This window comes from Pseudoalteromonas luteoviolacea NCIMB 1942 (genome assembly GCF_001625595.1).
GTDB classification, from domain to species: Bacteria; Pseudomonadota; Gammaproteobacteria; order Enterobacterales; family Alteromonadaceae; genus Pseudoalteromonas; species Pseudoalteromonas luteoviolacea_A.
This window is the reverse complement of record NZ_AUXT01000199.1, coordinates 25096-46210: the sequence shown is the minus strand read 5'-3', so window position 1 is coordinate 46210 and position 21115 is coordinate 25096. Positions and strand designations below refer to the sequence as shown.

Genomic DNA, 21115 nt, shown 5'->3' with positions numbered 1-21115 from the left:
AGCGATGCTCCTTAGCAGTCAGTTTGAATTTGGCCATCGCCACCTGTTGCTGGCTTGCGCTGTTGGCCGCCAGATTCTTCATTGCTTAACTGCTCTTTGAGCGTGTTAAATGCTTCTTGCAACTGGGTGTGCTTTTCGTTGAGGGCGTTGTAGTTGTTGGTGGTTTCGCTCAATTGCTTTTGAGTGTCGGACTCGAGCTGTGTGAATGAGTGCGCAATGGCTTCAACGGCTTTGCTAATATCCCCAAAGTTGCCATCAGTTTGTTTTTTATTTTTGTTTAGTAGGGCAGAGACTTTGCTGAACAAGCCACTTTCTTGCTCTTCATCGTCCTCAAACTCAAGCTCTGCTTCGATTGCTGCGGTAAATAGGTTCTCTGGCTTTTGTTTTCTTTCTGCGAGGGGGTTTACCTTGGCGCTTGCTGAAAACTCCAACATTTCAGTTCCCAAAGAGGCTGGGGAGTCAGTCACTGCTAGGCCTGCTAGGTAACACTTACCAGATTTGGCAAAGTCGGGGTCAATCTCGACGCTGGTATAAATCTTTTGCCGCTTTTTATTCATGGCAACGAGATCATCTGTTGGGTCGATTTGAGCAAATAGCGCGAGCTTTCCGTCTTCTACTTCTTGAGCTTTTACCGCGCGCACATCGCCGTAAGCTTTAAAGGGGCTGTCAGGTAATACGCTTCTTATGTGCTCTAGCCAAATACGGGCGCCATATTTGGCTTGGTCATATGTTGCAGCCATGTCTTCAATCCAGCTGCGTTCGACCACGCGGCCATCGGTTGTGTTTCCTTCAGTAAAGACCCGAAAAAACTTCGATACTTTTTTAGCCATTAGATTGTTCCTTTTGGTGGTTTAGGCGCTAAATAAATATGTTTGTATGGTTAATACACAGGGCTTAAGGGTCAACGTTATTGAGTGTTATAGAGCCGTCTATAACGCTCAATAAGAAAGGATTTCGCATGGTGGCTAATTACACTGTGGCCATGAAACTGAATCCTGAAAACAAATCAAAGCAGTATGCTAAAAACCTCTATTGGCAGGGGTGGGCTATACGCGAAATTAGTAAGCATTTGGATTTGCCAGAGTCCACCGTATCGAGCTGGAAAAAGCGCGACAAATGGGATGATGCCAAGCCAATAGACCGAGTGGATTCTGCATTAGAAATGCGGATGCTGCAGCTGATCTCCAAAGAAGATAAAACAGGTAAAGACTTCAAAGAGATTGATTTACTTGGCAGGCAGTTAGAGCGTGTTGCACGGATCACCCGTTATAACAATGGTGGTAATGAGGCAGACTTAAACCCGAATGTTCATAACCGTAATGCGGGTGAAAAGAAGAAGCCTAGAAAGAACTATATTAGTGAAGAGCACTTAGAAAAGCTGATAGATAAGTTCAATGAGATTGTTTCTAAGTTTGAGTATCAGCGCGAGTGGTACAAAGCAGGCTTAACACACAGAATTCGGAACATTCTTAAAAGCCGACAAATTGGTGCGACTTTCTTTTTTGCCCATGAGGCGATAATAGACGCGCTCACAACGGGCCGTAACCAGATATTCTTATCAGCAAGTAAAGCACAGGCCCATGTATTTAAGCAGTACATACTGCAATTTGTTAAAGACACCATTGGCGTAGAACTGAAAGGCGACCCGATAGTTTTAGACAATGGCGCCACACTTTATTTCTTGGGGACCAATGCTAAAACTGCCCAGTCATACCACGGCAACTTATACCTTGATGAATATTTCTGGATCAACAAGTTTCAAGAATTCAGAAAAGTGGCTTCTGGTATGGCGATTCATAAGAAGTGGCGCCAAACCTATTTTTCTACCCCGTCATCAATAAGTCATGAGGCATATCCGTTTTGGTCTGGCGCGCTGTTTAATCGAGGGCGCCCTAAGTCTGAACGAATAGAGGTTGACGTATCACACCAAGCATTAAATAGAGGCCGAAAATGTGAGGACGGGCAGTGGAAGCAAGTTGTTACTGTTGAGGACGCAATCAAAAAAGGGTGTGACTTATTTGACCCAGATACACTGCACTTGGAGTACAGCCCAGAAGAGCACGCCAACTTATTAATGTGTGAGTTTGTAGATGATACCCAATCGGTATTCCCTATGACGATGATGCAACGCTGTATGGTCGATAGCTGGGAAGTTTGGTCTGACTACAAACCATTTGCACCAAAACCACTGGGCAACATGCCTGTATGGATTGGCTATGACCCAAATGGGGGTGGTACGAATGGAGATAGTGCCGGTTGCGTTGTTATCTGTCCGCCTTCAGTGCCTGGCGGTAAGTTTCGTGTTATTGAAAAACATCGTTGGAACGGGATGGATTATGAAGCGCAAGCGAAAGCAATCAAGAAGCTATGTGCAAAGTACAATGTGACATTCATCGGAATAGACAACACGGGCATTGGTGATGCCGTGTTCAAACTAGTCAAAAAGTTCTTCCCTAAAGCGACGCCTTTCAAATATAGCGCACACCTTAAAAGCCAAATGGTGATTAAAGCACATGATGTGATTAGCAAGGGTCGCTTTGAATTTGATGCTGGTTGGACAGATATGGCCCAGGCATTTATTAGTATTCGCAAAACACTTACCGCAAACCAAAAGCAAACCACCTACGAATCCAGCCGAAGCGAAGAGATAAGCCATGCGGACATCGCTTGGGCTGCAATACATGCACTTTACAACGAGCCATTGGATACCAGTGGCGAAAATGGATCAACACTGGAGATTTACGATTAATGGCTAAGTCAAAAAAGAAGGCTGATAAACAGCAAATAGAGGCGTTTACGTTTGGTGAACCTACACCAGTGCTAAGCCAGCGGGAGATATTCGACTACCTAGAAGCAATGTCTAACGGCAAGTACTATGAGTATCCGCTCTCGATGAATGGGTTGAGCCGGTTGTATCGAGCGGCAGTTCATCATGCCAGCGCGATTCAAGTAAAACGCAACATTCTAAAAAGCTGTTTTTTACCTCACCCAAAACTGAGCATGTATGAGTTCAGTGCTTTGGCCTTAGATTACTTGGTATTTCAAAATGCTTACCTGCAGAGGGTTAAAAGCCGTTTAGGCAATGCACTTTGTTATAAACGTATGCCGGCTAAATTCACGAGAGTAGGGGTAAATGCTGGTGAATATTGGTGGGTACCAAACTTAAGAGAAGAGACATTGTTTGCGGATAACTCTATATTTCACATCAAAGAGTCAGACCTAAACCAAGAGGTTTATGGTGTGCCTGATTATGTGGCTAGCATGAATTCTTCACTATTAAACGAAAGCGCCACTTTGTTTAGGCGCCGATACTATGAGAACGGCAGCCATGCAGGTTTTATCATGTGGCTAACAGATGCCACCGTAGACGAAAAAGACGTAACAACATTAAGAAAAGCACTTAAGGATAGCAAAGGTCCTGGCAACTTTAGGAATCTGTTTTTACATTCGCCAGGTGGTGACAAAGACGGCATGAGGTTAATACCAGTGTCTGAAGTGGCCGCTAAAGATGAATTCCTAACGATTAAAAATGTCAGCCGTGATGATCAGTTAGGCTCTCATCGAGTACCACCACAATTGATGGGCATTATACCCGGTAATGTAGGCGGGTTTGGTGATGTGGCCAAGGCAGCAGAAGTGTTTGATGCCAACGAACTAGAGTGTATTCGGTCATCGTTATTATCGGTGAATGAGTGGGCGGGTGAAGAGGTGATTAGGTTTAGGGAGTATAGGTTGGCTGCGTATGCTGATTAGCGTATTAACCGCTAAGAGCTACTTTGCTTAAACTGTGGAGAAATAGATGTGTTATCTTACAAATAAGTATCGAGTAAGGAGTTAAAAATGGGATGTGAATGGCTTACCCCTGTTAAGGATATAATTGTAGCTTTCTGTGCAATCGGAGCTGCATCAATAGCCTATAAAGGTCTAAATACTTGGCAAAAAGAATTGAAAGGTAAATCTGAGTACCAATTGGCCAAAGATGTACTCAAATCTGTTTATAAAGTGCAAGAGGCTTTTAAGCATGTTCGTCACCCAGCGATAATGGGCTATGAATACCCCTCAGATATGATAAATAATACAGGGCACCTAAAGGATGATAGCAGATATGAAGGCACGGCTCACGTTTATACAGAGCGATGGAAGAAAATGGATGAGGCTTTTGCTGAGCTTGAAGCTTTACATTTAGATGCTTTAGTTGAGTGGGGGAATGAACATCAAGATAAAATTATTGAACTTCGGAAGCTTAGAGGTGAGCTGTTAGCAGCCATTCAAGACTATCTACATCGCTTTAAGAATCCACATGAAGAAAATTGGAAAAATACAGATGAGCGGAAGGAAGAAATTTCAGTGATGTATTACAGCGGAGGGGAGCATGACAAGTTTACTCCCAAAATAGAAGCCGCCGTTTCAGTATTTGATGATTGGTTAAGGCCTTACATATCTAGAGACAAATAAATTGTTACGTGTTTCTAGAGATGCACCTTTATTAACCACCTACGGGGGGTTTTTTTGTGCCTGCTATTTACCGAGGTTCCCACCCTGCGCGCGCCGTTGAACCCACGCCACGCCTGCGCGCTTTATGTGTTGAAAATAATGCAGTCATGCAAGTAAAAGAAAACAAGTAATTACTGGGGCTCTAGCCAGTCACCAGCAATGAATTTACAACGCAAAAAAACGCAAAAGTAACCAAACAAAACATGCAGCAAAAATTGAACTCTATTCTCTGTGAACTGGGGAGGGCTTCGGAAAAAGGTAACATTGGTTATGATGTGTTTTTAGGTAAGTTAACCAGCTGATTTTAAATAAGAAATGAGGTAACCGTAAAAAGGTAATTTTAGGTAATCTAAAAGGTAACATTTGGTTATGTAATTGATATTAATGAATTTTATTTATTGAAGATATTACCATTTAAAAAGGTAACATAGTTACTATTTAGTTACCATAAATGTTACCTTTTTTGCTTTTTAGAAAATGCATAATAATCAAGGCTTTATAATGGTATTTTGAAAAAGGTTACCAATGTTACCTTTTTCCGAAGCCCCCCCTGACTCATGGAGGCCTATATAAGCTGATGGATAATATACATTACTTACTGCTGGTAACTCTGCTGTTCTGACGCTCATGGCCACAACCAAATTGCAGTGTATTAATAAGTGTTTTTTGACTGGGGTTTTGCACTTATTTTGCACCTATTTTGCACAAGGTGATTTTTGGTATTTGAAATACCTTTCTAAGTTATTGAAAGGTAGGGGAAAAGCTGGTCGGCATAGCAGGATTTGAACCTGCGACCCCTGACACCCCATGACAGTGCGCTACCAAGCTGCGCTATATGCCGACTTGGTGTGTCACTATAATGATTTTATTTTAAAAGGCAATAACTAATTGGTTTGTTTGGACATTAATTGCACATAAAGCGATGTTAATGTGTTTGAGCGCTTTATCAAGCCTGTATCGCGCGCGGTTTTTGTCGTCTTTGGTTTACACAGCCAGCGTGTACTTGGGCATGTATCAATGTATTTTACTGGCTCTCATCATCTAAACAGCATTTTTTTCGAGCAAGCCTTGCTTAGATCAATAAGTTATATGATTAATTTAGTAATATGATTTTATTGGATATTATTTGTTTTCCTCCATATGTTCTAAAGATATCTTTGTAAGATATAATAATGAGGGAGCGGCCCACTGGGTCGCTCCCTCATTATTATAAGGCTTTTACAGCCCTAAAAGCGTGTTACTAGCCAAGTTTTGTCGTGGCTAAAGTACAAAGTGCGTACTTTGCCTTTACCTTCAACATTGACCATGTTGACCTGAGTAGGCCACAGATCTCTTAGCGTGCCGTTAAACATTTTAATGCCTGCTGCCATTTCAGATAGTTTAGTTTCTTGGTATACCCAAAAAAACTTACCTTCTACTTCAAATCCAACATCTGAGAGTTTGATGGATTCACCGTTTAGGGTTTTAAGTTGAAACTGTTTTGCTACATAGTTGGCAAACTGTTGCTGCGTTTCTTTTGAGTTGAGGATGTCAGCGTGTTTATCAAATAGTGATTGCACGGCATGTTCTGTATCATGAAGATAAAAGCGGTGCATCAGCTCTAGCTGACCAGTGTTTTTATTAAACAAGGCCGTTGTTTCAGATGCCTTTTGTTGGTGGGCCATCAGCGCGGTACTCAACAATAAAACCAACGCGGTAGCCAAAAGGTGAATGTGTTTAGCCATTACTTATCCTCTTGCTGGTTGTTAGTTTTGAGCTCAGATTTGATGTCTTGCATGATATCGCGTTTCACTTTGTCCTTACTCTTCGCCTTCTTATACGCTTCAACACGAGAAGGGATAATACGGCGAGGGTAGTGATTGTTTTCAACATTCACGTCGGCCGTTTCCCAGCTAGGGTCGACAACAACTTGCTTCAGCACTTTGTTTTTGTCAGTCACGATTAACTTACGAACTTGCTTTGGTGACCTGCGCCAAATTTCAGCAGGAATATACTGACTCTCTTTAGTACCGTCTTCATAAGTTAGCTCCAGTAAAATAGGCATAACCAGCCCACCAATATTAGAGAACTCAAGCACGTAGTAGTTTTTGTCTTCTTCTAATGCACGAGTAAGTGTTTTATGTTCCCACGGTTTAAGAGAGTCCAAAAACTCTTGGTACTTATTACGTTCTTTGTTGGTCACCGTAAAACGGTCATTTTCGTCGTAAAAATCGCTAATATCTGGGTTTAATTCAATCCATAGCTTTTTGCCTTCAGCGTTATTGCGTTCAACAAAAAGCGATGAAGGTTTGTTTTGTTCAAAGTGGCGTTCGCGGGCAAAGTCGATGTCTGGGTTGTGCGTATCAAGGCGCATTTGGTACACCTTGTCTACCGAGATATCAACGTGATCAGTCGAGTAAAACCAGCCACGCCAGAACCAATCTAGGTCAACACCTGCGGCTTCTTCCATGGTACGGAAAAAGTCGGAAGGTGTAGGGCGTTTAAAACGCCAGCGCTCAGAAAACTCTTTAAACGCAAAGTCGAATAGTTCACGGCCTAAAATCACTTCTCGTAATATATTTAAAGCGGCAGCTGGCTTAGTGTAGGCATTAGGACCTAAATTTAAGACGCTGTCAGATTGAGTCATGATAGGAACCTGATTCTCAGATTTCATATAACCAACGATGTCTCTAGGTTCTACACCCCACGGAATATTTGGATCCCATTCACGTCCTGCCACGCCATCAAGGAAGCTATTTAGGCCTTCATCCATCCACGTCCACTGGCGCTCGTCTGAGTTAACTATCATCGGGAAGTAGATGTGACCAATTTCATGGATGACAACACCAATTAAGAAACGCTTTTCAGCCTGAGAGTAGGTACGGGTGCCATCGTCTTGAAGCTCTGTACGCGGTCCGTTGAAGGTGATCATTGGATATTCCATACCGCCTACTGGGCCATTGACCGATTGTGCGGTCGGGTAGGGGTAGTCAAATGAAAAGCGAGAGTACACTTCCATCGTGTGGATCACAGATTCAGTTGAGTACTTTTTCCAAAGGTCACCCCCTTCTTTGGGGTAGAAAGACATCGCCATAACGTGTGGCATCTCATCGCCACCTTGCCGGTAGCCACGTGCATCCCACATGAATTTACGTGACGAAGCCCACGCAAAATCGCGCACATTGTCCGCTTTAAACTTCCAAGTTTTACGCTTGGTGGTGCCTGCCTTCTCATTATCTAGCGCTTCTTCTTCAGTCACGATAAAGACTGGACGCTTTGCTGTTTTAGCTTTCTTTAGGCGTGCACGCTGTGTTTTGGTCAGCACATCTTTTGGGTTGGTCAGCAGACCTGTTGCACTAACAATATGGTCTGCGGGTACTTCAATTTCGACTTCGTAGTCGCCAAACTCTAGAGTGAATTCACCGCGGCCAAGAAACTCTTTGTTGGTCCAAGCTTCATAATCGGTATAGGCGTGCAATCTTGGGAACCACTGTGCTAGTAAGAATATGTCATTACCGCCTGGTCTGGCATCATCTGCAAAGTGCTCGTAACCAGAGCGTGCAGAAACTGCATCTTCTTCAACAATGTTGAATGCAAAGTCGATTGCAAACTTAACTGAATCACCTGACTGCAAAGGTTTGGGTAAATCAATACGCATTTGTGTACCAACAATGGTAAAGCTCAGCTTTTTACCACGGTTATCTGTCACTGCACTGATTTCGTAGCCAAGTTCATTATCAGCCATAAATTGCTGACGTCTCAGTTCGCCTAAGCTGATTTTCGCGGGTTTGCTCGTATCGCCTGCTTTCGTAAGTGGACCTCTGCGCCCAGCGCCACCAAAATTATTTGCCATATTGGCAATTGAACCATCTTTAAAGATGTTTTGGTCCAATTGTACCCATAAGTATTTTAGGCGATAGGGAGAATTATTGTGATAAGTGATCTTCTCATGGCCCGTTAGACGACGTTTTTCTTCGTCGAGTGATACCTTTATTTTATAGTCTACTTTTTGTTGCCAGTATTGCTGACCAGGCTCTCCAGCTGCGTTTCGGTAGACATTAGGGGTAGGCAGTACTTCATCTAATTGACGAAACTTGTCTTCAAAGTTGCCCTTTGTTTGTTTTATTGCCGAGGCATGTGCTGAGGATAAAAATATCAGCGGTGCGAGTAGCGCAATGATTAATGATGTGTTTGTTTTCATTTTATATTCTTTCTTGTTGTCACTTGGTTTAAAGCTGGGTTACAGCGGAAGTTGGTTATTGAATCGTAGTTTACCTCCTATCGCAGATATTGTTATATTGTAACAATAGCTGGCAATTTAAATAAAGATTTTATAATTGGCCTGCTAGAGCGCTAAATTAGGCAACTTAGTAAGCTTTCTCGCCACTCAGAGTCGTGATTTTGTGCAATGATCTCTATGCGGCTTTCCATACATTCGTCTAACTCTAATTCGGTAATGCCATCAGCTGTTTTGTTGTAGCCAAAGATCCCCTGAGTGGTTATAAATACAGCTTTGAGACGTTCAGCGTCAATAGTAGTTATAACTTGGTGTAACTTTTGGCGATCAAAGACCTGAGTAGGAGAGAAACGCCAGCCAACACTGACAAAGCCCTCTCCTTCGTTTTGCGCTTCAAGGAAACCGTTTTTTGGAATGGGTTGAGTATTTATATCCCTTGCTGGGTCCGCTTGATGGTGATGGTGGTGACAATGCGGTTTAATATTTGCTTTAGTCGGACCAAGTAACCACTGGCTATTCAATTGGCCTTGTTCACAAAAGTACAGATGCTTGTCATCAAAGCTTTGTTCAGATAAATAACGAGTAAGTGTTTCTTTGTGATTAGGGGCATATAAATCTTGTTTATTGCCAATCACGACATCAGATATTGCAATTTGTTGAACGAAAGTCGCATGATCGGTATAGCGTTTGTCCTCGATATTACGGGCATCTACCAAAGTGATAACTTGTTCTAAGTTTAGCAGTTTTTGATAATAGTCATTAGATAGCAACTGCAATACTTCTAGTGGGTGGCCAAGGCCAGTCGGTTCTATGAGTAACCTATGTGGTTTAGCTTCGCTGAGTAACTGGTTTAACGCGATTTGCATAGGTAGCCCCGACGCACAACACATACAGCCGCCGGGCACTTCTCGAATGAATACCGAGTTATGCTTTTTCCCATTCAATAGGTTACCATCAATACCAATTTCCCCAAACTCATTGACCAGAATTGCCCAACGTTCATTTTCAGGTTTTTGCGAAAGAAGATGTTGAATGGCTGAAGTCTTACCTACACCCAAAAAACCTGTAATGATGTTAGTTGGAATGGCCGAAATTGACGAACGTGTATTTTGCATTGCTTGCTCCAAAATATTCAAAGCGATGTGACGATTCGATGGGATTATATTTGAAGTGTTATAATATAACAAATACTGTGTTCTCCAGAATTGTACAAGCTTAGCTTAATTGGATTAAGTGGGATGATATGAAAAGAGAGATGGTGCTAAAGTGTTGCTGATATTAGTTGAGAATAGTGCTGTGAAGGGGAAAACTTTGCAGTCTGATGTCACGAAAAGGAGACAAAAAACGGCAGATTGACTGCCGTTTTCTATAATCTATATTCTACTTTTTATGCCATATTCCAGCAGGGAGTGTTTTAGCAATTTCTGGACGACTACTTGGGTCAAATTTAGGCGTTTTACCTTCTTTTAACTGAGCACGATAGTCTTTTGCTAACCAAATAACGATACCTGAGAGCATAAACAGAGCGGCAACGTTAACGATAGCCATCAAACCCATCGAAATGTCTGCTAGTGTCCAAATGAGCCCAAGTTCACCTACAGCACCAAACATCACCATGCCCAAAACACACACGCGGAATACCATCATCGCCATTTTATTTTCTTGTAGGAAAATCAGGTTTGTTTCTGCATAACTATAATTGGCAACAATTGAGGTAAAGGCAAAAAATAGAATCGCAATAGCGATAAATACTGCCCCCCAATCTCCCACATGTTCAACCAGTGCTGCTTGAGTCAGTGCAATGCCTGTTACACCAGAATCGGCAACCAACTGATTTGAAAGTAAGACTAGTGCAGCGGTAGCACTACAAATTACAATCGTATCGACAAACACCCCTAGCATTTGTACATAACCTTGAGAGGCAGGGTGGTTAGGGTTAGGTGTTGCACTAGCTGCTGCGTTTGCGGCACTACCCATACCCGCTTCGTTGGAGAATAAACCTCGTTTTATACCTTGTATCATCGCCTGCATTACAGCGTAACCGACTGCACCGCCAGCTGCTTGTTCAAGACCAAAGGCACTATCGATAATTTGTTTAAATACAGCCGGAAGTTGCGAAAAGTTGCTAAAACAAACATACAATGCGACGAGTAAATAAGCGAGCGCCATAAATGGCACCACTAGCTCTGCAAAGCGCGCAATAGTTTTTAAACCACCAAAAATGATGATAGCTGAGCCAATAACTAAGATGATGCCCATAATGTATTTAGGTACGTCAAATGCCACTTCAAATGCTGCTGCAATGGAATTTGATTGTACGGCGTTAAATACTAGCCCGAACGCAAGAATTAAACACAGTGAAAATAACACGCCCATCCAGCGCTTATTTAGCCCATATTGCATGTAATAAGCAGGCCCACCACGGTAGTTGCCTTGTTCATCTTTAACTTTATATAGCTGGGCAAGGGCACTTTCGGCAAAGCTAGTTGCCATACCAATGAGCGCAATTAACCACATCCAAAAGATTGCGCCTGCACCCCCAAGGTAAAGTGCTACTGCAACACCAGCCATGTTACCTGTACCCACACGGGCCGCAAGTGATGTACAAAACGCTTGAAATGACGAAATCCCTTCACCTGCGCCATTTCGGCTGTTGGCCATAACTTTGATCATATGAGGGAACTGGGCAAATTGAATGAACCCCAGTCTCACAGTAAAGAAAACACCGGCTGCTATTAATAGGTATATAAGAATATGTCCCCACAACAGGCCACTGATTTGGTTAAAAAACTCAGCCATCGGATATCCTTTGATTAAGGTAACAAAAAATTTTGAGAGTGTAACTTACCATAAGTAGGGCGGTTCATGAAATTCTTGCGGTAATTACAACTGTACAATGAAGTTGTCATCTGGGCACATTGCGCCAGTATAGTCAGCGCAATAACGGTGTATTACCTCTTTTTATATTCAATTTATTGGTGTCCAAGTTAGCGTTAAGATAGCTCGATTGGCCACTCATAGTCGGAGAGGTTTGGTAAAAAAGTGATTGTTTGCAGCCTGTCGGCCCAAGTGTATAGCAAGTCAGTGATGGTCGAAAAATGGGGCATCGCAAAATAGACGCAGCCTATGGTGATACCGACTTGTGCTAAAGATGTGAAAGGGTAGCGTAAATCGATGGGTTTGAGCGCAGTACCAAATGATGCTTTTAGTTCTTTATTGTCTATATCTACACTGTAACATTCGTCCAGAACCAGATGTGTTAAGGCCCCTACAAAAACAAAAATACTACAGAGCAGAGACAGGTGTAGAGTCACTCCAAGTAGCAAGCTACTATGAAAGGCCAAAATACCAAACATGCACACTGCCGAGATAGAATGCAGCGTTGCGCGATGTACCGTAAAATGTTCGAAAATCGGTTTTATGACAAACATAAATAGCAAATATACAATTAGCCCCAGCCCCCAAGTTTCGATAATAGAATTAAACTTAAAATTGAGTAGTAAAACCCCAGCGGCCAAAATGGCAAAAATACTAAACAAGCTATTTAGTGATTTTGATTTGTCTGAATCTAAATCGGGTAGAAGCCCGGCCAAGGCACCGACAATAAATAAGCCTAATGTCTGAAACCCACTTACTTCAGACATACTTAGCAGCACTGAGCTGAGTGTCGCACTGACAATGGTAGAGGCCTTTAAGTGGGTAGAAAAGTTTGCCATATCACTTCCAAGTGTTTGATTCGTTTAACAGTCATTATTGTCACAAAGTGCTTAGTGTACATTAAAACGCATCAAGGCAAAGGTTTATTGATGACGTTGGTCAAATACGCGGTGATATTCATAAAGATGCTTTTAGTTGTCATATTTTTGCAAAAAAATAGGACGAGTTTCTGGTAATTAGGTGTGTTTACTGGCCAGTGTAATGATATGTAATGTTCTTTATTTGGGCAGTTTACTAGCCTATTAAAGAAGCTGTGCCGTTGTTGTTAAGCGGCTAACACACTATTCAAATTATTTATTTTATTCGGGAGTGACAAGGGATGCACTTTCTTAATCCAATGCTGCAAAGCCACCCAATGGAGAGCCCATTTATCCAAACTTGGCTTAATCGATTGGCCGACAAATATACACCAGATCTTTTTACGCCGTCACTTTATGCGCAAAGTTCAAGCGAGAGTGAACTGCAAGTTGATATTTTTGATGCACGTCACGGTAGCGTGATATACACAGAGTTCTCAGACACAGTTAAAACGGCCGAAGCTATTGCAATGCAAAATGGACGATTGTTCAGCGTCGGTCACTTTCATGAAGTATACAAAACGGTCAAGCAAACCGAAGGCCTTGTGCGGATCCATCAATTGCAGTCTAATGAAGCTATAATGCCCAGTTGCATGAGTGCTCACTGTTATCTTGTTGAATCAGCATTATGTCGTCACTATGCTGATCTAGGGTTACATGGATTAAGTGGTGCAGCGACCAGAGTTCGTCAAGATTATAGTTGTGATTATGTATCTAATTCACTCGCATACCTAGACAGCAGTCTTGCAAAAGGCAGCTGCTTGTTTTGTTTTGGACTAGAACCTTATCTTTTAAACTGGGGGAAACCACTTGAGTCATTGAGTGTACAAGCTTTAGATGCCTTTAATATTAAAAGACCTGTATGTATTGTAAGTAGTGACTTTTCTTCTGCGTATGTGAATACACAACTTATAGATAGGGTAAAAGCAAGTGCACTAGGAAAGTCTCCCACGTTTAAAAGCTTTATTCAATCGGTGAATAAACACAGTTTCGTTACTGCGGAAGCGATGTCCATTTTACCTTGGGCGTTTAACGATCACGAGCTTATTTGGCAATTGAGTGAGCTATGCGCCTCGTTTAATGGAATTGTAGAGCAAGCTGAAAGGCAAGGAGTTTGCCATTTTGAAGTCGCGATACAGAGCCAATTTGTGACACTGCTGTTCAATAGCTTAGTTGCATCTAAGCCCCAGAGGCATTGCTCATTTTCGACCTATGAAACCTATCAGTGCCATATTGACGAGTTAGCACGACTAGATCATTGTGAAGTACTAAAATCTTCACAACTGAGCAGGTTAAATCAACAAACCTCCGTGGGATTAAGCATGGGCCGGCTTGCAACCAGTGGGTTTAAGTGGGTCAATGACTACCATTTCAATGAGCTATTGGTGCCATGCAAAAGTGTGCTAAATAACGGTTGTAACTTATGCTTACAGAGTAACTTTCCCAGTGAACCATTGTCTCCCTTAAGATTGGCTGAGATAGCGAGCGAACGCGATATAGAGGCCATGCCAGCCCACTATACCTGTGAACAACGCTCGCTAGACCCTTCTGAGCGGATCACCTTAGTACAAGCATTACATGCAGTGACGCATGGGGCGGCTCAGCATATCAATATGCGCAACTACAATGCTGTTGGTGGCGAGGCTAATTTTATGATTTTAGGTTGTGACCCTTTATGCAGTGGTGAACGATTGAGAGATGTCAAAATAAAGTCTATAAGGCCTAGTATCCTCTGACTTGCCGATAAAAAGTCTGTGGGATCTGAGACACATTTAGAAACCATTTGTAGGGTCAAAAAGGCTGACAGATGTACTTTATCCTGCTTAAATTACCTGTGTAATGGAGTGTAATAATTTCGCGTGGCAAAATAGTCGAAGATTATTAAAGCAGGATAAAGGCATGATTATCACTATTTTTAAGTCATTATTTTTTAAAAAATTAAAAAGTGAAGCTGGCAAGCGCGTAGCAAAAGCCGTGGTTGATAAATGTGTTGATCAAGGCATAGATTACGTAAAGCAAGGCCATCAACGCGTTAGTGCGCAAACTAAAAAAATAGAAACATTGGGTCTTGTTGAAGGGTTAAATAACTTGACCAAAAGAAATTTACCAGATGGTGACTACCCGCTTCGATTGGAAAAGCAAACATTACTGGTCACAATGCGTAATCAAGGCGTTATCCATATTCAATATTTGAATAAAACAGTATAGAACCTGCCTTAAATCTCTCGTCTTGTCATTAGCTGGCGTGATTATAATCTAACCTTTTGTAATAAATGAAATTATATAAACTTACCTATTTGTAATACAAAGCTTACCTGACCTTTTAAGAATAAAATAGTTAACAAAAAATATTTTAAATGCTGAATTATTGGTCTGTTTATTACGTAAAGTTATATAAAATATATTGTATGCAATATTACTGGTGTGTTAAAAGTATGTTCCCGGTTAGCGGGTTTGGATACACATTTAAAAAGGTTAAAAATATGAAATTTAAAGTAATTTCCTTGTCATTGTCGGTGTTAGCATTCAGTTTACATGCTCATGAGCATCAAGCCGAGCGCGCATTTAAGCCATTGACAACATCTTCTCCAGTTCACCTTTCTCATGGTGGTGAGCACAGTACCAAACACAATGAAAAAGCCCCCTCAGCTCAAAGTGAATCGCGCTTTGTCGCTGCAAACATGATGACGGTAGATGTTATGCTGTCGTCATCAAATGAAATTGCGGCAGACTGTAATTTAGATCAGTTAGCGCAGGCAAGTGCTGGTACTATCGCAAACTTGGTGGTGAGCCAAGGGACTACATGTGTAAATCAGCTATTTAGCTCACCAAGTGCAACACAAGTTGCCGTGTTTACAACGGCTAAAATGCGAGCAGCCGCAGAATATGCAAGATCACAGGCGTCCAGTTACGATGGCAACGGTAGCGCAGCATTAGAATCTTTGTTCTTGTTCATTCGCGCAGGTTATTACGTTGAGTTTTACAATGACACTGTAACGTTTGGTGCAGATCTAAAACCTGTGGTGAAAGGTGCTATCGATAGTTTTGTGAATAACAGCCATTTTTACGACAACAGCGATGCACATGGGCGTGTGCTGAAAGAAGTTATCACCACGATGGATTCTTCCGAGATGCAGGATGTGTACTTACCGGTCGTCAAATCTTGGTTACAGCGCTGGAATCAAAGCTATGCTGATAAAGGGAATATGCGAAGCGCAATAAACGGGGTATTTACGATTTTATTCAGAGGCCAGTGGAATGATAATTTTGTCACGCTGGTACAATCTGATAGCACACTTGTAAGCCTACTTGATAACTTTAGCACACAAAGCTGGATGATTGGGTCCGATGCGGAATATATGATCATCAACTCAGCAAGTGAATTAGCGCGCTTGAAGAATTACAAAAATGCCGCGATTCAACCTGCTGTTGATACTGCTCTAAAAGCCTTATTTAGTCGCTATGAAAGCTTTGGTTATGGTGATGGTATTTGGTTAGCAGCGGCAGATGTTGCAACGTATTATGCAGACTGTAATAATTTTGGAATATGTAACTTTGAGCAAGACCTTACTGCTAAGGCACTTTCTCAAACTTATCAATGTAGTTCAACAATTCGTATTCGCTCGCAAAACATGACCAATGCACAACACCTTTCTGCATGTCAAACAATGGCGCTGGAAGAAACCCGTTTTCATGAAATGCTAGAAACAAACAATACACCAGTGGCTGATGACAACAACACCATGTTGCAGGTGAATATTTTTGATAGCAGCAGTGACTATTCTAAATATGCCAAAGCAATTTTTAAAATTGATACCAATAACGGCGGTATGTATTTAGAGGGCGACCCGGGTAAAGTTGGTAACCAAGCAAACTTTATCGCTTACGAGGCAAGCTATGCTAAGGCTGACCACTTTGTTTGGAATTTAGAGCATGAATATGTACATTACTTGGACGGCCGATTCGATTTATATGGCGACTTTAATGCGCCTACTGAAGCCATTGTCTGGTGGAGTGAAGGGGTGGCAGAGTATGTCGCTAACTTGAATGACAACCAAGCCGCCATTGATACCATAAAAGATGGCAGTACATACCAACTGAATGAAATCTTTGCGACGACCTATGCTGGTTTTGATCAGGATAGAATTTACCGATGGGGATACTTAGCGGTACGCTTTATGTTTGAGCGCCACTTTGAAGAACTGAAAGTCATGCTATCGCAAACAAAGCAAGGTAATTGGAGTGGTTATAAGGCCACTACCGATGGCTGGGCACAGCGTTACTCTCAAGAATTCACTCAGTGGACACTTGATCTCGCTGGTGGTGGAGACAACAAAGCACCAACAGCCGCAATTAATGGTCCATACTCAGGGTCAATAGGAAGTGATATTATGTTTAGCAGCCAAGGCAGCTCAGATCCAGAAGGGCAGGCGCTTACTTACCTATGGCATTTTGGTGATGGCAATCAAAGTACAGAAGCAAACCCAAGGCATAGTTACAGCGCTAAGGGTGAGTACAATGTGTCGTTGACTGTAAGCGATCCACAGGGTGCACGCGTGACTGTATCTACAACCGTCACGGTTACACAAGATAGTGATGGAATCCATGAGTTACAAAAAGGGCAAGCTGTTACCGTTGCAGCGCAGCAAGATGAGATGAAGCACTTTAAGATTCAAGTTCCTGCTGGCGCGACCAATTTGACTATTGTGACATCAGGTGGAAGCGGTGATGCCGATCTTTATGTAAAACATGGCCAATCACCTACGCTCACAAGTTATGATTGTCGACCTTATGTTGGGGGAAATGCGGAGCGTTGTGATATTACAGCGCCAACCGCCGGCACTTACTTCATCATATTAAGAGGATACAATTCATTCGAAAACGTGTCACTGTCGGCTGACTTTACTGCACCGCCAACAACACTACCAGATCTTTGTAAAACACAAGGTGGCGTGTCTGATGGACGTATGATTGCAGGCACCGCAGTGTGTTTAGCGAGTCAAGAGCCTATGTGGTTTAGCCTCGAAAATGTGCGAGATCAGGGCAATATCAGCATTGAAACAGCACATGGCACTGGCGATTTAACCCTTGAGTACAGTAATCAAGGTTGGCCTACAGAGTCTAATGTTGAAGCGCGTTCGGCTCGCTACGGCAACAGCGAATGTATTAATTTGTCTGGCCAAAGTCAGTACTGGGGCTACTTGAAAGTTTCGGGTGCACCATCAGGTGCAACGCTGTTGGTCAAATATAATGAAGGCAGTTGTCAGTAACATCCGTTAATAAAACTTGATGACTGAATGGCGAAGATATAAATTTAATGTGTTGCCATTCAGTCATTTTTAGGAGTTACTTTGGTACAGCTAATAATTGTTGGCATTTTGATATTGTTGCCATGGTGTGCATGGAGTGAACAAGTAGAGCGCATTAAGTTGTATACATACCATGATAAGCCGCCCTATATCGTGAGCTTAAAAGAGAGATCTGGTCTGTATTTTGATATCGTCAGGCTGTTGAATGAGTTTCATGATGATGTTCAATATCAGCTGGTCTTTAGGCCAAAAATTCGTATTCGTAGCGAATTAGAACAAGAGCAACTCAATGGTGCGGTTTTAGGTGTGAATCCCGTTTGGTTTGGTGACAATGATCAAATTAAGCACCTATGGAGTGACCCTCTCTTTTACGATACTGACGAGTTTGTCTCGAGCGTAAAAAGGCCATTTGAATATAAAAACCCAACATCATTACATGGCAAGCGCTATGGTGGCGTGCAAGGCTACTTTTATCCTAAGTTGCATGATGCTGAGAAGCTAGAAAAGCTCCAGCGTGTTGATGCAAACAGTGAAAAAGCTCTTTTAGAGCTTGTGCTTAAGCAACAAATTGATTTCGCAGTAGTCAGCCGTCCTACCTACTTTTACTACGCTAGAAAACATGGCTGGTGGACAAGTCTATCTCTTTCTCATCAAGCCCATCAAAAGTATTACCGCGCAATACTCGCGCCAAAAAAGCACAAAGACAAACTTGGTATATTACTTAATACGACCAATTCCATTGGTTTTAAAAAGCACATGAAGCAGTTGGTGAGGTCGTATCATATTTCAGAGTAAAGAGCGCAGCGGCGTTGCACTCTTACACATTCGCGAGTTAGATCACCAGCTGCCCGTATTGGGCATGGAAACCCATGGTTCTTGGGGTTGTTTTGGCTCATCTTTTTGCAATAACTCGATTGAAATACCGTCCGGTGATTTTACAAAAGCCATGTGACCGCATCGAGGTGGCCTATTAATGATGACACCCGTTTGTTGTAGCTTTTCGCATAGTGCATAAATGTCATCTACAGCGAAAGCTAAATGGCCAAAGTTTCTGCCGCCGGTGTACTCTTCTGGGTCCCAGTTGTAAGTCAATTCAATAGTAGGAGAGAAGGTTTCTTGGGCTTGTTCAAGCTGCCCCGGTGCTGCTAAAAATACTAAAGTAAAACGGCCTTTTTCACTTTCTTTACGCTTTACTTCGACAAGACCCAGCAGCTCACAATAAAATTTTAATGATGCGTCTAAGTCTTTTACACGCACCATAGTATGTAGAAAATTCATATTTTGCCCCTCGTGATAGTGCCCTAATAGATATGGGCTAACTATTACTTCACAAGGGGCAAGTCGCGAATTAGTATTCAGCGACCAACTTTACATCATTGTATGTTGCATACGCTCTCACACCTAAGTGCCACGTGCCTGCATTTGGGTTAGTGATTGTACAGGTTTCTGAGTTACCATTTTCATAAGGACGACATTCATAACTTGATGTTGTTGGCTGGCTACCTAAACGAACATACAAGTCAGCGTCGCCAGTTCCACCACTGATAATAACGGTTAATTGGTTGGTGCCCGCTGGGACATCGAATGTTTTGAAGTTCCAATTGGATTTACTCGCACTAAGTCCTGTCCATTCCTGTCTGTTGCCAGGGTTCGTTGTCGCACTGTACGAGCCAACCAAAGATACGCCACTATACGCAGCATAGCCGTTTAGCATGACGTAATAAGTGCCCGTTTGAATTGGTGAGATGTTACAAGACTCATTGTTGCCATCTTTATAAGGGCGGCAGTCGTAGTTTGACGTGCTTGGTTCTGCGCCAAATTTTACGTACATATCGACATCACCAGTGCCGCCGCTGGTGGAGAATGTAAGGCTGGTCGTATTATCAGGTACTTCCATAGTGTAAACGGATTTTGCGCCTTTAGCATCGCTAATACCTGTGACTGGTACGTTATTCTCAAGTACATTCGGCTCTGGACCAATCGGTGTTTCTATCACTGAAAGACCGCTTGTATTACGAACGAGAGGCAGTACTTCGCCCAAACCGCTGGCATACCACCAACTCACGTTACCCGGCAGTGCAAGAGGATCCGCCGCACGTTGTTCACGTGTAAGGGTATTCGCACCCGAAGTAAATTGTGCAGTTCTAACTTCCAGTTTATTTGGGGTAACTGAAAGAACCTTAAACTGTTGAATACTCGCCAGATCAATGGTCCAAGACTTAGGGTCATTTGCTGAGCGTGCAGGCGCCCCCCAACTTCCTTCACCCACATATACCGTACCACCGGAAGTCGTCTTCACGAAGTTATTACCTGAAGGCTTCAGTGCTTCTGTAATTTTATTGATATGCGTATCAGATTCAACCACGAGATTCATGGCATTGTTGTAGAAGTCGTTTGCCCACCAAGTGTGTAAAATAGTGTTATCCGATTTACCAGAGTAGTGCGGGTACATAGGTTTATGATACTGAGCAACGCGCCACTTTGCACTGTTACCTTGGCTCTGTAAATCTTGTTTAAGCCAGTTATTCATTGCTGTTGCATAGCTTGACCAACCGCTATTTTTGTATTGGCTGTTTAAAGTGTAAACACGTAAAAGGTTGGCAACATTGAAGGCACCATAGGTATCTGCACTGGTACATTGCCCGTCATTGTTGTAGTCGACGCCAAACACTTGGCATAGAGTTTTGTAGTTGTCATCTTCATGGTTACCATGGGTAGCAATGAAGGGGTAAACGCGTTTATAGCTTTGACCACCGATCACATCTGAAGAAAACGTCAATTGCCAATCTTTCAGATATTCTTTCATTTCTGAGGCTGAGTTGGCATTAGTATAGTCACCACCGTGCATGATAAATAGTGGTCTAATTTTGGCGACCATTTGGTTACCCGAACGACGTGTTGTCCAACCGGTTCTGGTATCACCGCCTGCAATGGCAACAAAACCAGTATTGGTAGTTGCAGGTGCAGTTTTAAACCAAAGGTGCTGGCCACAGCCAGTGCTATCACATACGCGATAATAAATGGCTGAGTCGGCGGGTAAACCTGTTAGCTTTACAAACTGACTGTTTAAGCTGCCTGCAAAAGTATGGCTTGCGGTAACGGACTTACTAGTCCAGCTGGATTCATTGGTGCTAGTACCATATTTAATAACGTGGTTTGAGCCACCAGATGGAGTAAAGCCGATGGTGGCTTGACTGCTTGGGTTTCCGTCCCAGATTATGCGGTGGTAGTCGCTTGCGGCATAACTGGCGTTTGCCATAAGTAACGTACTAGCGATACCAATGTGGAGCGCTTTCATAATT

At 42.5% G+C, this 21115-nt stretch carries 15 protein-coding genes and 1 tRNA gene; 7 read left to right on the top strand and 9 right to left on the bottom strand.

From position 1 onward, the window contains the following. Positions 1-11: 11 nt before the first annotated feature. Positions 12-830: a GPO family capsid scaffolding protein gene (locus N482_RS19780; RefSeq protein ID WP_063378698.1), complete on the bottom strand. Its 819-nt coding sequence runs from the start codon at positions 828-830 to the stop codon at positions 12-14. A gap of 152 nt (positions 831-982) precedes the next feature. Here N482_RS19780 and N482_RS19775 point away from each other — a divergent pair, with 152 nt between their 5' ends. The 3 genes from N482_RS19775 (at position 983) to N482_RS19765 (ending at position 4455) form a co-directional block, all read left to right on the top strand. Beyond that, a complete protein-coding gene (locus N482_RS19775) occupies positions 983-2749 on the top strand; it encodes a terminase ATPase subunit family protein (protein WP_063378723.1) in 1767 nt (588 codons plus the stop codon). Further along, on the top strand, positions 2749-3753 hold the full coding sequence (locus tag N482_RS19770) for a phage portal protein (protein ID WP_063378697.1): 1005 nt from the start codon (positions 2749-2751) through the stop codon (positions 3751-3753). The genes N482_RS19775 and N482_RS19770 overlap by 1 nt, the downstream gene beginning before the upstream one ends. An 87-nt stretch (positions 3754-3840) precedes the next feature. Beyond that, positions 3841-4455: a hypothetical protein gene (locus N482_RS19765; RefSeq protein WP_063378696.1), complete on the top strand. Its 615-nt coding sequence runs from the start codon at positions 3841-3843 to the stop codon at positions 4453-4455. 803 nt (positions 4456-5258) lie between these two features. On the opposite strand, the gene N482_RS19755 is transcribed toward N482_RS19765, so the two are convergent. From N482_RS19755 to N482_RS19725, 6 genes are all read right to left on the bottom strand, one after another. Continuing rightward, positions 5259-5335 (bottom strand) — tRNA-Pro (locus tag N482_RS19755). A gap of 385 nt (positions 5336-5720) precedes the next feature. Beyond that, positions 5721-6206 (bottom strand): DUF6702 family protein, encoded by a 486-nt coding sequence (locus N482_RS19745; protein ID WP_419555051.1) that lies wholly within the window; start codon positions 6204-6206, stop codon positions 5721-5723. Between the two features lie 11 nt (positions 6207-6217). Beyond that, positions 6218-8674 (bottom strand): M1 family metallopeptidase, encoded by a 2457-nt coding sequence (locus tag N482_RS19740; RefSeq protein ID WP_063378692.1) that lies wholly within the window; start codon positions 8672-8674, stop codon positions 6218-6220. Positions 8675-8826: 152 nt separating this feature from the next. Then, positions 8827-9825 carry a CobW family GTP-binding protein gene (locus tag N482_RS19735; RefSeq protein ID WP_063378691.1) on the bottom strand — a complete coding sequence of 333 codons (999 nt, stop codon included), beginning with the start codon at positions 9823-9825 and terminating at the stop codon, positions 8827-8829. Between the two features lie 265 nt (positions 9826-10090). Next, entirely contained in the window at positions 10091-11509 is a 1419-nt protein-coding gene (locus N482_RS19730) for an alanine/glycine:cation symporter family protein (RefSeq protein ID WP_063378690.1), read from the bottom strand. 194 nt (positions 11510-11703) lie between these two features. Further along, a complete protein-coding gene (locus tag N482_RS19725) occupies positions 11704-12426 on the bottom strand; it encodes a metal-dependent hydrolase (protein WP_063378689.1) in 723 nt (240 codons plus the stop codon). A gap of 320 nt (positions 12427-12746) precedes the next feature. On the opposite strand from N482_RS19725, the gene N482_RS19720 reads away from it, so the two are divergent. The 4 genes from N482_RS19720 to N482_RS19705 all read left to right on the top strand — a co-directional run bounded on the left by N482_RS19720 (position 12747) and on the right by N482_RS19705 (position 18608). Continuing rightward, positions 12747-14240 carry a hypothetical protein gene (locus tag N482_RS19720; protein WP_155730661.1) on the top strand — a complete coding sequence of 498 codons (1494 nt, stop codon included), beginning with the start codon at positions 12747-12749 and terminating at the stop codon, positions 14238-14240. Positions 14241-14403: 163 nt separating this feature from the next. Further along, positions 14404-14712, top strand: a complete 309-nt coding sequence (locus N482_RS19715; RefSeq protein WP_063378687.1) for a hypothetical protein — start codon at positions 14404-14406, stop codon at positions 14710-14712. Between the two features lie 275 nt (positions 14713-14987). Continuing rightward, on the top strand, positions 14988-17774 hold the full coding sequence (locus N482_RS19710) for a collagenase (RefSeq protein ID WP_063378686.1): 2787 nt from the start codon (positions 14988-14990) through the stop codon (positions 17772-17774). Positions 17775-17855: 81 nt separating this feature from the next. Then, entirely contained in the window at positions 17856-18608 is a 753-nt protein-coding gene (locus N482_RS19705) for a transporter substrate-binding domain-containing protein (protein WP_063378685.1), read from the top strand. A 42-nt stretch (positions 18609-18650) separates the two neighbouring features. On the opposite strand, the gene gloA is transcribed toward N482_RS19705, so the two are convergent. Then, entirely contained in the window at positions 18651-19091 is a 441-nt protein-coding gene (gene gloA / locus N482_RS19700) for a lactoylglutathione lyase (RefSeq protein WP_063378684.1), read from the bottom strand. Positions 19092-19161: 70 nt separating this feature from the next. Then, the gene (locus N482_RS19695) at positions 19162-21111 is read right to left on the bottom strand and encodes a pre-peptidase C-terminal domain-containing protein (RefSeq protein WP_063378683.1); all 1950 of its coding nucleotides are present in this window, start codon (positions 21109-21111) and stop codon (positions 19162-19164) included. Between the last annotated feature and the right edge of the window lie 4 nt (positions 21112-21115).